Source organism: Mesorhizobium quangtriensis, assembly GCF_040081925.1.
In the GTDB taxonomy this organism is placed as follows: domain Bacteria; phylum Pseudomonadota; class Alphaproteobacteria; order Rhizobiales; family Rhizobiaceae; genus Mesorhizobium_K; species Mesorhizobium_K quangtriensis.
Window position 1 is genome coordinate 159,481 of the sequence record NZ_JBEBMF010000004.1, and the last position, 14,342, is coordinate 173,822.

Genomic DNA, 14,342 nt, shown 5'->3' on the forward strand with positions numbered 1-14,342 from the left:
AAGATCGACGGAGCGGAATGTGACGGCGCACAGCCCCGACCACCTCAAAGGATTGGTGATTACCGGCATCGGCGGCCTGGCGCTGACCGTCGACATCCCGCTTATCAGGTTGGCGAATGGAGAGTCCTGGTCGATCCTCATGGCGCGCACCGGCACCACGTTCCTCGCCGCTCTGGTCATCTGGGCAGTATGGCGCGCCATCACGCCTTCGGCCCCAAAACTCGTTCCTGGGCGCGCCGGACTGGTCGTTGCATCGCTCTACGGGCTCGGCTCCATCTGCTTCATCACGGCCGTCTTTCATACGACCACGGCGAACCTCGTCTTCATCCTCGCCTTCAACACTATGTTCGCCGCACTTTTGTCATGGCTGTTCCTTCGCGAACGACCGCGTCGCGCCACGCTCGCAGCCATGGCTGCGATGACGGTCGGCGTCCTGATCATCGTCTGGGACTCGGTCGGCACCGGCAATCTGTTCGGCGATCTCATGGCGGCGTGCTCGGCTGTGGCCGTCGCAGCGGCCATTACCATCTCGCGTTCGAGCGGCGAGGACATGGGCTTCACGTCGTTGATCGGAGTGATCATTCCCTTCACGATCGCGGCCATCATGGTTGGAGGCTCTGACACTGGCTTCCGGATCGAGGAACCCTGGTGGATCATCCTAAACGGAGCGATCATCATGCCGCTTTCGTTCTACTGCCTGGCTACAGGCCCACGCTATATCACCGGCCCGGAGGTCGCCATGTTCTACCTGCTGGAGACCGTGCTGGCGCCGATCTGGGTGTGGATGATCTTCCACGAGGTACCGACCCGCAACAGCCTGATCGGCGGCGCCATCCTCATCGTTGCGCTGGTGGCGCACTCTGTCTGGCAACTCATGGACGGCCGGAAGCGACGGGCCGCAACTTCAGTCAAGCATCCCGTCTGAATTACCTGCCGAGTACCAGCGCCCAGTACTTCTGGCCCTGATCGTCGGTCGCCGACGCAAGCCCGTAGTGGCCGAAGCGCGGGTCCAGCATGTTGCGCCGGTGTCCGGAAGAATCCATCCACATGCGGAACAGCCTCTCGGGCTCCATCCTGCCATGGGCGACGTTCTCGGCCGCAGCGCCCTCGACGCCGTTTTCGCGCATACGGGTCGCAAAGTCTTTCCGCCAGCCGGTGCGGTGCGTCATCTTCGAGGCCCCGGCCATGTAGCCGGCTTGCTGCGCAGCAGCTCTTTCCAGCTTCGCGTCGGGTTTTAGCGGGGGAAGTCCCTGCTCGCGGCGGATCGACGCGAGGTATATCTCGCCGGAGGACGATGCGCCGACACCGCCTGCGCTGGAACCGGGCGACACGCCTTGACATCCCGCCACGGAAAGCAGGATGGCGAGCACGAGAGGTAGGATAGCAGGAGAACAGCGGTGAGGTTTGTCGATCATATGCAGCCCGAGTGTCGGCAGATCAGTCTTCAACCCGAATGTGGTTTTTGCCGGGCCAACTGAGCGATCGGCTCGGCTTCGATCTGAGCAGGCAGCACGTCCGGCTGCGGCACGGGAATATCGTGTGACGCAACGTCCACCTCGTGCAGCCATTCGCGCCAGATCGAGACGAGAATCGCCATCAGCACGGGGCCAAGGAAGAGACCCAGCAGTCCCATCGTCTTCACACCACCGATAAGGCCGAAGAAGGTCGGCAGGAACGGCAGCTTGATCGGTCCGCCGACCAGCTTCGGCCGCAACGTCTTGTCGACGATGAAAAGCTCGATCGAACCCCACAGGAACAGCGCCACGCCGGCAACCGGCGAACCGCTGGCGACCAGGTAGATCGACACCAGCGTGAAAGAAAGCGGTGCGCCGCCCGGTATCAGCGCCATCAGGCCGGTCAGCGCGCCGAGCGTGACGGGGGATGGTACTCCGGCCAGCCAGTATGCGAAGCCAAGAACGATGCCCTCGCCGATGGCGATCAGTGTCATGCCGGTGACGGTTGAGCTGATGGTAGCGGGTACGACACGGGAGATGCGTTCCCAGCGATGCGGCAGGATGCGCTCGCCGATCCGGTCGACCTGCGCGGCGAACGTCTCGCCATCGCGGTAGGTGAAGAAAAGCGCGATCAGCATGAAGAGAAGCGTCAAAAGCAGGCCGAACGCCCCGGTTCCCGCCGCAACCACGCCGCGATATATGCTGCCGATGTTGGCGCCGCTGACAAGCTGGATGATCTCGCCGATCCCACCCGGATGCGCCAGATGCCTGGTCCATTGTTCATCCAGCCATTCGCCGGCGATCGGTAGCTGCGCGATCCATCCTGGCGTCTGCGCGCCCTCGCGGTTGGTTATCAGCGCCCAGCCGACCCATTCCCGGATTTCGGCGATGGCATAGCTGCCGGCCCACATGATCGGCACGATGAGGAATGCAAGGATCAGCAACAGGGCGATGCTGGCCGCGATCGTGCGGCTGCCACCCACCGCCACCAGCAGCCTTCGGTAGAGAGGCCAGCTCGCAAAGGCGATCACGAGCGCCGCGAGCACCGGGACAAGGAAGCTATGGAAGAAATAGACGCCGGCGAGAATGACAAGCAGCAGCAGCCACCGAGCTGCCGACAAGGGTGCGATCACCGCCGTTCTAGGCGCCGTCGAAGCGCCAAACAGCGGGCGCACCCTCTCCACAGCCCTGATCCTCGGTTCCTTCAAGTGCGATTTCCCAGCCGAACTCTGTCCATGACTTATGCATAACAGGCCCGACAAGCAAATGGCAGGTTAATGACGGCCGCGGTTTGACGCAGCCTATTCCGCTGCGACAGGCATATGTCCCGTCGGCGGAGGCAGGATATGCAGGTCCGCTCCGCGATGCTGGGCATCCGGCTCGTCGGCCTTGTTGGGCCTGACGAGCCAATGCCACGCCTTTGCCGTCCAGATCGCCGCGTCGTCCATGATCGTATAGAAGGACGGCACGAAGATCAGCGACAGGAAGGTCGAGACGATAAGCCCACCGATGACGGCGATCGCCATCGGCGCGCGGAACTCGCCGCCGTCTCCGAGCGCCAGCGACGCCGGGATCATGCCGGCAGACATGGCGATGGTTGTCATCACGATCGGCCGCGCGCGCTTCCTGCCCGCATCGATGATCGCTTCCTTGCGCGGAACCCCGGCCTTCACCTCTTCGATCGCGAAATCCACCAGCATGATCGCGTTCTTCGTCACGATACCCATGAGCATGAGGATGCCGATGACGACTGGCATCGAAACCGCCGAATTGGTTAGGAATAGCGCGGCCGCCACGCCACCGATTGCAAGCGGGAGGGAGCCGAGGATGGTGAAGGAGTGGAAGACCGAACCGAAAAGCAGGATCAGCACCACCAGCACCAGCATCAGGCCGGTCGTCATCGCCGTCGCGAAGCCCGCGAACACCTCGCCCATGACCTCGGCATCGCCGGTTTCCTGGATGCGCGTCCCAGCCGGCATGTTCTTGACCGCCGGCAACTGCCAGACGGCGTTGAGGCCGTCGCTCAGTTCCGCACCGGCCGCCATGTCCGCACCGATGACGACGCGCCGCTCGCGGTTGAACCGCGAGATCGAGGACGGTCCCTGTCCGAAGCTGATCTTCGCGACTGAGGACAGCGGCACCACCACGCCGGAAGGCGTCGTCACCGGAAGCTGGCTGACAACTTCGATATTGTCGCGCGCCGCCTCGGCGAGTTGGACCCGGATCGGAATCTGGCGGTCTCCGACGGTGAACTTCGCCAGGTTTTCGTCGATGTCGCCCATCGTGGCGATACGCAGCGTCTGCGCGATCGTCGCAGTCGATATCCCGAGCTCGGCCAGCCTAGGCAGGTCGGGCTCTATGACGACTTCAGGACGGTCGAGCGCGGCATTGGAACTGATAGCGCGGAACTTGCCGGTCGCCGCCATCTCGCTCTGGATCTTGCGGGCTTGCGTATCGAGCAGCGCGCCGTCCGTTCCCATGACGCCGAAGGCAAGCTGGCGCTCTCCGCGGTCGTTGACGAAATAGGCGCGCAGGTCCGGGATCGTCTCCATCTTGTCGAGAAGCGTGGCCTCGATCTGATACTGCGGAATGTCGCGCTCCGACTTGTGCTTCAGGTCGACGGTCACGGTTGCGCGCCGTGTCTCCATCGTACCGGTCGGGCTGGCGCCACCGATGACATAGACGTTCTCGACTTCCGGCACCTCCATGATGAGTTTCGTAACTGCGTCGGTCGTCTCACGCGTATCCTCCAGCCGGCTGCCGGGCGGCAATTCCAGCGAGAAGGTGATGCGGCTGGCGTCCTCGCGCGGGATGAAGCCCGACGGCAGGAAGCCCATTGCGTAGAGCGAACCGGCGAAGAAGGCGATGCCGGCGCCCAGCGTGACCCAGCGGAAGCGAAGCGTCCCGCGCAAGAGAAGCTCGTAGCCGCGCATGATCATGCCGGGCTTCGGCTCCTCATGGACATGGTCGCGCAGGAAATAGGCCGCCATCATGGGCGTGATCAGGCGCGCCACCAACAGAGAGAAGAACACGGCAACGGCAACGGTCAAGCCGAACTGCTTGAAGTACTGGCCGGCGACGCCACCCATGAAGGAGACTGGCGCAAAGACCGCCATGATGGTTGCGGAGATGGCGATGACGGCCAAGCCGATCTCGTCCGCCGCCTCCAGCGCCGCACGATAGGGCGACTTGCCCATCTTGATGTGCCGCACGATGTTTTCGATCTCGACGATGGCGTCGTCCACCAGGATGCCGACGACCAGCGTGATGCCGAGCAGGCTCACCAGGTTGAGCGAGAAGCCCATCATGGAAAGCGCCCAGAATGTCGGGATGATCGATAGGGGCAGCGCGGTCGCGGAAACCAATGTCGCGCGCCAGTCGCGCAGGAACAGGAAGACGACGATGATGGAAAGCGCCGCGCCCTCCATGAGCGTTTCCATCGCGGAATCGTAATTGCCGACCGTATAGCCGACGGTGTCGTCGACCTTCGTGATCTCGACATCGGGATGGGCCTTTTGCAGATCAGCGACCGCCGCCGCGACGCGTTCGTTGACCTCGACATCGCTCTCGCCCTTGCCGCGGAAGATGGCGAAGGAGACAACCGTGCCGTTGTTGACGCGGGCAAAGGATTTCGGTTCGGCCCATGAATCCGTGACGGTCGCGATATCGGACAGCTTGACCTTGCGACCGCCGGCCAGCGGTATCTCCAGCGCCTCCAAATCCGCGATCTGATTGGCGCCGCCAAGCGTCCGGATCGATTGCTCGCGACTGCCGAACTTGGCGTTGCCGCCCGTCATGTCGGCATTGGCCAGCCGCAGCGCACCATTGAGGTCGCCGGCCGAAACGCCGAGCGCGTTCAGCCGATCCGGATCGAGTTCAACCTCGATCTCACGGGTCGCGCCGCCATAGCGATCAACACGCGCGACGCCCTTCAAACCCTGCATCTTGCGGATGATCGTGTCGTCAACGAACCAGGACAGCTCTTCCAGCGTCATCGCAGGCGCGGATACGGCATAGGTCAGGATCGCCTGCCCTTCCACGTCGATGCGCGTGACAAGCGGATCGTCCGCGGTCGCCGGCAGGTCGGCACGGATGCGATCGACCGCATCCTTGACGTCGTTCACCGCCGTCTGCGTATCGACCTCGAGTCGGAACTCGACGACCGTCTGCGAAACGCCTTCGGTCAGCGTAGAGATGACATTCTTGACCCCGGAGATGTTGGCGACCGCATCCTCGACGCGCTTGGTGATCTGTGTTTCCAGCTCGCTCGGCGCGACGCCGGGATCGGTCACGGTGACGTTGACCAGCGGAATGTCGATGTTCGGGAAGCGCGTGACCGGCAGCTTGGAGAATGCCATCAGGCCGAGTGCAACCAGAACGATGAAGAGCAGAACCGCCGGAATGGGGTGGCGGATCGACCATGCGGAAACGTTCATGGCTTGACAGCTCCCGTGGCCTCTATGCGTACAGGCGTCACCAGATCGCCGTCGGCGACAAAGGTACCAGCGCGAGAGACCACCTCTTCACCCTCGGCAAGGCCGGATGTGATCTCGATCAGGTCACCGGATCGAACGCCGAGCTTGACCTTCCGGCTTTTGATCGTGCCATTGTCGACGCTCTGCAGGAACGCTTCAGCGCCCGAATACATGACGGCGGAAGCTGGAATCGCGACACCTGCCCGGCGGACAAGCTCTATCTCGCCACGCGCAAAATTGCCGGCTCTTGCGGGCGAATTCGGAGCCAGCGCGATGCGGATCGCACCGAGTCGAGAGGACTGGCTGACCTCTGGCGAAATCCTGCGGATCGAACCCTCGACCGGCTGTTCGAGGCCGGGAACGGCAACTTTTGCCTTCATGCCGGATGAAAGCCGTGGCAGCGAAGTCTCGGCAACGGCGGCGTCCAACTCGAATTCGCTGCCGATCGCTATCCGGAAAAGTGGCGCGCTGCCCGCCATGACGACACCGCCGAGGGTCGCGTTTCGTGCAAGGATCAGGCCGTCAGCAGGCGCGCGCAATTCCGTCTTGCCGATCTGCACGAGCACGTTCTGCTTTTGCGCATCGATGACCGCAAGCTGCGCTTCGGAAGCGGCAAGAGCCTTCTCGGCCGAGTCGAGTTTCGCGCGGGCGCTGTCCAGCGCATTTACGGCGTTGTCGCGCTGCGCCTCGGTGGCGACCCCCTTCTTCTGCAGGGCGTCCGCACGGTCAAGCGACTCCTGCGCCTGCCGGACCCCGACCTCGGCATCCCCGATCTGCGCGCGCATCTGGGCGATGTTCGCTTCAGCCTGCGCGCGGCTGGCCTCGATCTGTGCCAGTTGCGTGTCGAGCATGGAACGGTCGAGGACGGCAAGGACATCGCCCTTCTTCACAACATCGCCTTCGTCAGCGTTCAGCTCGAGCACCGTCAGGCCATTGAGATCGGTGCCGACGGCGGCTTCCTCGCGAGCGACGATGGTGCCGTTGACCGACAGCGTCTCGACCAGTTCGCGACGTTCAGCGGCAACGACGCGGATGGACGGCGGAACCTGCCGGACTGCAGGCGCGGCTTCGCCGGCCGCGTAGGATGACGGCACGCCACCAAGCATCGTGGCGGACAACAGCGCGGCAACCACGCCTGAACGGAAAGCAATCTTCAGCATGATCAGGTCACCCAAACGAGGAAAACGAACCGGGAGTTGACTGGATGTTGCCATCGGCATCGCCGCCGGTGGGACGAAGCATGCCGACCACCATGGCGCGGATCACCGCTTCCAGCTGGTCGATAGGTACGCCGCGCGACGGCAGATCGTTGATGGCCATGCCTTCCCCGACCGACATGACGACCGCCATCAATGTTCTGATGTCGGCAGGTGGATTGATCTCGCCCCGGTCTATTGCGCCCTGCAACACAGGCAGGATCATCTCCGCGACCTGCTGCTTGTGTCCCTCGATCGTGCAGCGGATGGTCTCGTTGCGCATGGATTCGGAACGCATCTCGGCGAAGAGAGGCGCGCTGCCCTTTTCGTGCGTGTGCAGGATATGAGCCATAGCTGCTTCGACCAATCCCTCGACTGCGGAGTCGGTATGCTTCAACTCGCCAAAGCAGCTCATGTCGTCCTGGCGATCCGCCTCACAGATGGCCTCGACAATTGCCTCCTTTGACGGGAAGTAGCGGTAGAGCGCACCCGGGCTCATCCCGCATTCGAGGCAGATCTGCTGCATCGACGCGCCCTGAAAGCCGGACCGGACAAAGCAGTTTTTCGCGGCCTCGAGGATGCGCTGAACCTGCTGATCGCGGCGCTCGGCACGGGTAAGGCCAGAGCCTTCCAGTGGTTCCGCCTGCGTAGCCTCAAAATAAGCGGTTTCTTCCATCGATTGTCCCACCGTGAGCGAATGTTCGCTCTCACTTAATACGAATGATCATTCTCGATTTATGCGAACGATCATTCGCAGTCAATATGGTGCAGTGCAAAAATCAAAGGAGGGCGAGGCATTGGCTTCATGATGATCTTACGTGGACGCGTGCATGTTCCTACGCAAAGCCAAGAGCGAGCGGCGATCGCCCTGATCGCCGCTCGGATAATGCATTGCAAATCTGTGAGTTAGAATACGTGGATCGGCCTCAAACCGATCCAAGATGACGTCAGCCGAACTTGCCGGTGCGCGGAAAGCCCTTCGGGACCATGCGGCCGGCCGACGCTCGCGCGCCGAACCACTCCGCCAGTTCTTCTTTGCTGCGCGTGAACGTCCTGTCAGCCGAATCCTGCCAGGAAAGACCTTCGCCGACCGAGAACGTCTTCAGGTCGAGCACGCCGCCGTCCTTATATTTCTGAAGGCGCACACCCTTTCCGCGCGTCATCTCGGGAATTTCCGAGAGCGGGAAGATCAGCATCTTGCGGTTCTCGCCAACGATCGCGAGATGGTCGCCGCCAAACGGAACGCAATGCGAAGCCTCGTCGGGCGACTTGACGTTCATCACCTGCTTGCCCTTGCGGGTATTGGCGATGACCTCGCCTTCCGGGACGATGAAGCCGTTGCCGACATGGCTGGCGAGCAGCAGCCTGCGCTGCGGATCGTGCACGAACGCCGTCACGATGTCCTGGTCGTTCTCCATGTCCACAATGATGCGGATCGGCTCGCCATGTCCGCGCCCGCCCGGCAGCCTGTCAGCGCCGATCGTGTAGAACTTGCCGCCGGTGGTGAAGACGAGGATCTTGTCCGTCGTCTGCGCCGGGAATGCCAGCTTGAGGCTGTCACCCTCCTTGAAGGTCAGCGTCGAGAAGTCGGCGAGATGTCCCTTCATCGCGCGCAACCAGCCCTTTTCGGAGACGACGACCGTGATCGGCTCCTTCTCGATCATTGCGTGCTGGATGTCGGCGACGTCATGCTCGGGCGCATCGGAGAACTGGGTCTTGCGTTCGCCGAGCGTGGTCGAGGGACCAAACCTCCTCTGCGTCTCGGCGACCTGATGGCGGATCACCTTCCACTGCTTGGCGGGCGACTCCAGAAGGGCCTCGATCTGCCGCTTCTCGGTAGAGAGGCCGTCGAACTCCTTGCGGATTTCGATCTCCTCCAGCTTGCGCAGGGAGCGCAGCCGCATGTTGAGGATCGCTTCGGCCTGGTTGTCGGTCAGTGACCATCGGGCGATCATGACCTGCTTGGGCTCATCCTCCTCGCGGATGATGCGGATGACCTCGTCGATGTTGAGGTAAGCGACCAGCAGGCCGCCGAGGATTTCGAGACGCTTCTCGATTTCGCCGAGGCGGTGCTTTGAGCGGCGCACCAGCACGTCCTTGCGGTGCTCCAGCCATTCCGACAGCACGCTCTTCAGCGAGAGCACGTTCGGCACCTTGCCGCGCGACAGCACGTTCATATTCAGCGGGAAGCGTGTCTCCAGCTCCGTGAGCTTGAAGATTGATTCCATCATCAGGCCGGGATCGACGGCGCGGCTCTTGGGCACCAGCACGAGACGGATGTCCTCGGCGCTCTCGTCGCGCACGTCCTCCAGCAGCGGCAGCCTGCGCGCCAGCAAAAGCTCGGCGATCTTCTCGATCAGCTTCGACTTTTGCACCTGGTACGGAATCTCGGTGACCACGATGGTCCACGTGCCCCTGCCCTGATCTTCCTGGTTCCACTTGGCGCGCAGGCGATAGCCGCCGCGGCCCGTGGAATAGGATTCGAGGATCGAGGCCCAACTGTCGACGACCGTGCCGCCGGTCGGGAAATCAGGACCGCGCACCTTGCACTCGAGGCGGATCGCCTCGGCGCGCTTCACCGCGTCCTTGTCTTCCTTGCGCAGCTCTTCCTGATGCCGCCGCTCGATGTCGGCCCATTGCTCAGGCGACGTCATCAGGTCGGCGATGGAGGCTTCGCGGTTATCGATCAGGTAAAGCGCCGACGCGCAAAGTTCAGCTGCGTTGTGTGGCGGAATGGAAGTCGCCATGCCGACCGCGATGCCGGATGAGCCATTGGCTAGGATGTTCGGGAATGCGCCCGGCAGGACCACCGGCTCCTCATCTTCCTCATTGTAAGTCGGACGGAAATCGACCGCGTCTTCGGTAATGCCTTCCAGAAGCGCGGTCGCGACCTCGGTCATGCGCGCCTCGGTGTAGCGCATGGCCGCCGCATTATCGCCGTCGATGTTACCGAAATTGCCCTGCCCGTCGACCAACGGGTAGCGGACGGCGAAATCCTGCGCCAGGCGCACCAGCGCGTCGTATATCGACTGGTCGCCATGCGGGTGGTACTTGCCCATCACCTCGCCGACGATGCGCGCGCATTTCGCGAAACCCTGGTCAGGATTGAGCCGCAAAAGGCGCATGGCGTGCATGATCCGCCGGTGCACTGGCTTCAACCCGTCGCGGACGTCCGGCAGCGCCCTGTGCATGATGGTCGACAGCGCATAGGCCAGATAGCGCTCCTCGAGCGCCGCCTTCAGATCTACCGGTTCAATGTGGTCGCCGCCATCGGAAGGCGGCGGAACAAGGCGTTTTCCCATGCGGCCGGGTTAGCCGAGCGGCTGATTCGCGGCAAGTGCCGCAAAGTCACCCGCTCTTCACCATCATGCCAGCCGGCAAAGACCGGGAGATTGCCAGAACACCGGTTTTGCGGGCATTGTGCGCCGCGCGCCTCTTTCCGGTCCAGTTCGTGGCTGATTGTCGGGCGGAGGAATCAACTGTCTCAGGGGCAATCATGACCAGACACCACGCGGCCTTTCGCACGCTCGCCTTTTCGGCGGTTCTGCTGGCATTTCCGATCAACGCCGCGTACGCGCAGGATGTAACCTCCATCGGCGACCGCCTGAAGGCGCTTGTCGTCAAACAGGGGTTGGACATAGGCTGGTCGAACATCACCGGCGATGCCTCCAGCATGGTCCTCGAAGGCGTAACGCTAAAGGCGCTGGGCGAAAGCGAAGCTCTCCCTGTCGGCAACGTCACGCTGACCGGTGTCACCGACCTAAACGGCGGATTTCACGTCGATACGCTGTCGACGTCGCCCTTTTCCCTGAACGAACAGGGTCTTGCTGTCGATATAAGCCCGATCGTCTTCAAGGGCCTGTCGCTGCCTGCTGAGAACGCATCCGATGCGATGTCCTCGCTGATGATGTACGAAAGCGCCGCCGTCGACGGCCTGTCGGTCAAGATGGCCGGCAAGACCGTGTTCGAGATGCAGAAGGCCTTCGGCCAGATGACGCCACTCGACGGTTCCAACCCTATGGCATTTTCCGGTGGTGTGGAGAAATTCAGCACTGACCTCTCGGTGATCGAAGATCCCAGCGTGAAGGGATACGTCCAGGCTCTCGGCTACAGCCAGCTTGACGGTGACATCAAGATGACCGGTTCGTGGCAGCCCACGGACGGTCGCTGGGACATGTCGCAATACGACATCACCATCAACGATGTCGGGACGCTCGGCATGACGATCGACCTGAGCGGACTGACGCCGGAATTCCTGAAGGCCGCCAACGAAATCTCTACCAAGATGTCGGAAGCACCGGCGGGATCGGACACTTCGGCTGAGCAGGCCAAGCTCATGGCCATGCTTTCGGACGCGACATTCAACGGCGCGAGCCTGCGCTTTGGCGACGACTCGCTCACCAGCCGGATCATAAACCTGGTCGCGACGATGCAGGGTGCGCAGCCGACCGACGTGGTCAACATGGCGAAGGGCGCGATCCCCTTTGCCCTGATGCAGGCTCAGATGGCCGACCTCGCAGGCGAAATCACCCCTGCCATCAACGCCTATCTCGACAACCCCAACAGCATCGAAATCATCGCTACGCCCCCGAAGCCGGTTTCCTTCGCGGAGATCGGTGCGGTCTCCATGGCATCGCCTGACAACAGCGCCGCGACGGCCAAGGCGCTTTGGTCGCTGCTCGGCATCCAGGTCAAGGCGAACCAGTAGATCGCGCCGGAAATTAGCCCGGGCCTGTCCCGGGCTAATTTTATGCCCGTTCTCGCCACGCCTCTATGCATGCGTCTATGACGACGTGTGCTACGGCCACAAGCGCGTCGAGACTCAGCGTCCCCACCGCCCCATTTTTCTGCAGCAGCGGAACGTGGATAAAGCCTGACATCGCCGGAGCAAAGCCTTCGCATGCATGGGCAACAGACAGGGTGAAGACGGTGTTGCAGAGATAGCCGCCCGCATCATCGGACCATTCGACGGGTTGCCCTGCCTCTTCCAGGCGCGATGCGATAAGGTCCAGCGGCAGTGTCGAGACAAAGGTTTCCGGCCCGGCGCAAACCTGGGCGCCTACAGGCAGGCAGCCGGCCTGATCCTCTCTGGCATTGGCGTGGCTGTTGCGCGCGATCCGTTCCAGCCGGAACCGGGAACACGTGCTCGCCAGGCCGAAATGGATCGCGATATCAGGCCGAAATTCTCGACCGATGGCCGAAAGCCGTTCGGCGACAGCAGCGTACTCGACCGCCAGCACCTCGGCGCGAAACGCCTCTATCCCATTCTCCGGAGGCGCGTCGCGAAGCGCGAACACCAGCGCTTCGGTGGGATTGACCGGAGCGCCCGGGAAAACAGAAAAGCCGGTGACGAGAATGCGCGGCGGTCGGATCGGCGCTGCCGAACCCGACCGCCCAAGCAAATCAGCCGTCCTTCTTTGGCAACGCCGTGCGCAGATGCAGTTCGCGCAACTGCGCCGGCGTCGCTTCCGAGGGCGCGTTCATCAGCAGGTCGTAGGCCTGCTGGTTCATCGGGAACATCGTGATCTCGCGCAGGTTCTTCGCACCTAAGAGCAGCATGACGATACGATCCACACCGGCCGCCATGCCACCATGCGGTGGCGCGCCATACTGGAAGGCGCGATAGAGGCCGCCGAAATTGGTCTCCACCGTCTCGCGATCCAGACCGACCAGTTCGAAGGCCTTCACCATCGTCTCCGGCAGGTGGTTGCGGATGCCGCCCGACGCGATTTCGAAGCCGTTGCAGACCATGTCGTACTGGAACGCCTTGATGGACAGCGGATCCTGCGACGACAGCGCCTCAATGCCACCCTGCGGCATGGAGAATGGGTTGTGGCCGAAATCAATCTTCTTCTCGTCCTCGTTCCACTCGTAGAAAGGGAAATCGACGATCCAGCAAAGTTCGAACCGGTCACGGTCGACGAGGTTCAGTTCCTCGCCGGCGCGGGTGCGTGCAGCACCCGCAAATGAGACGAACTTCTTCGGGTCGCCAGCGACGAAGAAAGCCGCGTCGCCATCTTCCAGACCAAGCTGGGTGCGGATCGCGTCAGTGCGCTCCTCGCCGATGTTTTTGGCGACGGGGCCTGCGCCCTCCAGCTTCTCGCCTTCCTTGCGCCAGAAGATGTAGCCGAGGCCCGGCTGGCCTTCGCCCTGCGCCCACGAATTCATGCGGTCGCAGAAAGCCCTGCTGCCGCCGGTCTTCGCGGGAATAGCCCAAACTTCGGCCTTCGGATCGTTCGCAAGGATGTTCGCGAACACCTTGAAGCCCGAGCCACGGAAATGCTCCGATACTTCCTGCATCTCGATGGGGTTGCGCAGGTCGGGCTTGTCGGAGCCGTACTTGCGCATCGCCGTGTCGTAGGGAATGCGCGGAAAGTTCTGCGTGACCGGCTTGCCTTCGGCAAACGTCTCGAAGACGCCGCGCAGCACGGGCTCCATCGTGCCCAGCACGTCGTCCTGCTCGACAAAGCTCATTTCCAGGTCGAGCTGGTAGAACTCGCCGGGCAGGCGGTCGGCGCGCGGGTCCTCGTCGCGGAAGCAGGGCGCGATCTGGAAGTAGCGATCGAAGCCCGACATCATGATCAGCTGCTTGTACTGCTGCGGCGCCTGCGGCAGCGCGTAGAACTTGCCGGGGTGGATACGCGACGGCACCAGAAAGTCGCGCGCGCCCTCAGGAGAGGACGCGGTCAGGATCGGCGTCGAGAACTCGGTAAAGCTGACCTCGGCCATGCGTCGGCGCATTTCGGCGATGATGCGGGTGCGCGCGACGATGTTCTTGTGCAGCGTCTCGCGGCGCAGGTCGAGGAAGCGGTATTTCAGGCGGATGTCTTCCGGATAGTCCGGCTCGCCGAACACCGGCAGAGGCAGTTCCTTTGCCGTCGAAAGCACCTCGATCTCGCGCGCGAAAACCTCGATCTCGCCGGTCGAAAGGTTCGGGTTGACCGCTTCGGCAGTCCGCGCCTTGACCTCGCCATCGACGCGGATCACCCACTCGCTGCGTACGGTTTCGGCCATCTTGAAGGCCGGCGAATCCGGGTCGGCGACGATCTGGGTCATTCCGTAATGGTCACGCAGGTCGATGAAGAGCAGCCCGCCGTGATCGCGCACACGATGGACCCATCCGGAGAGGCGCACGGTCTGGCCGGCATCGGTTCTGGTCAGTTGTGCGCAGGTGTGGCTGCGGTAGCGGTGCATCGTCATGGCTCGTTCCGGGATAT

At 62.6% G+C, this 14,342-nt stretch carries 10 protein-coding genes; 2 read left to right on the plus strand and 8 right to left on the minus strand.

Annotation, left to right across the window (positions count from 1 at the left end; genetic code table 11):
* The first annotated feature begins 19 nt into the window (after positions 1-19).
* Positions 20-925, plus strand: coding sequence for a DMT family transporter (locus ABMA32_RS20375; protein ID WP_349015635.1), 906 nt, complete (start codon positions 20-22; stop codon positions 923-925).
* Position 926: 1 nt separating this feature from the next.
* On the opposite strand, the gene ABMA32_RS20380 is transcribed toward ABMA32_RS20375, so the two are convergent.
* The 6 genes from ABMA32_RS20380 to ABMA32_RS20405 form a co-directional block, all read right to left on the minus strand.
* Positions 927-1,415 carry a CAP domain-containing protein gene (locus tag ABMA32_RS20380; RefSeq protein ID WP_349015636.1) on the minus strand — a complete coding sequence of 163 codons (489 nt, stop codon included), beginning with the start codon at positions 1,413-1,415 and terminating at the stop codon, positions 927-929.
* A 29-nt stretch (positions 1,416-1,444) separates the two neighbouring features.
* A complete protein-coding gene (locus ABMA32_RS20385) occupies positions 1,445-2,638 on the minus strand; it encodes an AI-2E family transporter (RefSeq protein WP_425475576.1) in 1,194 nt (397 codons plus the stop codon).
* Positions 2,639-2,755: 117 nt separating this feature from the next.
* The gene (locus tag ABMA32_RS20390; RefSeq protein WP_349015638.1) at positions 2,756-5,890 is read right to left on the minus strand and encodes an efflux RND transporter permease subunit; all 3,135 of its coding nucleotides are present in this window, start codon (positions 5,888-5,890) and stop codon (positions 2,756-2,758) included.
* Complete coding sequence (locus ABMA32_RS20395; protein WP_349015639.1) at positions 5,887-7,089, minus strand: efflux RND transporter periplasmic adaptor subunit; 1,203 nt, start codon at positions 7,087-7,089, stop codon at positions 5,887-5,889. The genes ABMA32_RS20390 and ABMA32_RS20395 overlap by 4 nt, the downstream gene beginning before the upstream one ends.
* Positions 7,090-7,096: 7 nt before the next feature.
* The gene (locus ABMA32_RS20400) at positions 7,097-7,801 is read right to left on the minus strand and encodes a TetR/AcrR family transcriptional regulator (protein ID WP_349015640.1); all 705 of its coding nucleotides are present in this window, start codon (positions 7,799-7,801) and stop codon (positions 7,097-7,099) included.
* Positions 7,802-8,072: 271 nt separating this feature from the next.
* Entirely contained in the window at positions 8,073-10,427 is a 2,355-nt protein-coding gene (locus ABMA32_RS20405) for a DNA topoisomerase IV subunit A (protein ID WP_349015641.1), read from the minus strand.
* A gap of 194 nt (positions 10,428-10,621) precedes the next feature.
* On the opposite strand from ABMA32_RS20405, the gene ABMA32_RS20410 reads away from it, so the two are divergent.
* Positions 10,622-11,833 carry a hypothetical protein gene (locus ABMA32_RS20410; RefSeq protein ID WP_349015642.1) on the plus strand — a complete coding sequence of 404 codons (1,212 nt, stop codon included), beginning with the start codon at positions 10,622-10,624 and terminating at the stop codon, positions 11,831-11,833.
* Positions 11,834-11,873: 40 nt separating this feature from the next.
* On the opposite strand, the gene ABMA32_RS20415 is transcribed toward ABMA32_RS20410, so the two are convergent.
* Together ABMA32_RS20415 and aspS are read right to left on the minus strand one after the other, a co-directional pair.
* Entirely contained in the window at positions 11,874-12,527 is a 654-nt protein-coding gene (locus tag ABMA32_RS20415; RefSeq protein WP_349015643.1) for a pyroglutamyl-peptidase I, read from the minus strand.
* 1 nt (position 12,528) lies between these two features.
* Positions 12,529-14,319 carry an aspartate--tRNA ligase gene (gene aspS, locus ABMA32_RS20420; protein WP_349015966.1) on the minus strand — a complete coding sequence of 597 codons (1,791 nt, stop codon included), beginning with the start codon at positions 14,317-14,319 and terminating at the stop codon, positions 12,529-12,531.
* Between the last annotated feature and the right edge of the window lie 23 nt (positions 14,320-14,342).

Excerpts from the sequence above, each read along its gene's own strand:
- ABMA32_RS20380 (WP_349015636.1), bottom strand. The coding sequence starts at position 1,415 with ATGATCGACAAACCTCACCGCTGTTCTCCTGCTATCCTACCTCTCGTG.
- ABMA32_RS20390 (WP_349015638.1), bottom strand. The coding sequence starts at position 5,890 with ATGAACGTTTCCGCATGGTCGATCCGCCACCCCATTCCGGCGGTTCTG.
- ABMA32_RS20395 (WP_349015639.1), bottom strand. The coding sequence starts at position 7,089 with ATGCTGAAGATTGCTTTCCGTTCAGGCGTGGTTGCCGCGCTGTTGTCC.
- ABMA32_RS20400 (WP_349015640.1), bottom strand. The coding sequence starts at position 7,801 with ATGGAAGAAACCGCTTATTTTGAGGCTACGCAGGCGGAACCACTGGAA.
- ABMA32_RS20405 (WP_349015641.1), bottom strand. The coding sequence starts at position 10,427 with ATGGGAAAACGCCTTGTTCCGCCGCCTTCCGATGGCGGCGACCACATT.
- ABMA32_RS20410 (WP_349015642.1), top strand. The coding sequence starts at position 10,622 with ATGACCAGACACCACGCGGCCTTTCGCACGCTCGCCTTTTCGGCGGTT.
- aspS (WP_349015966.1), bottom strand. The coding sequence starts at position 14,319 with ATGCACCGCTACCGCAGCCACACCTGCGCACAACTGACCAGAACCGAT.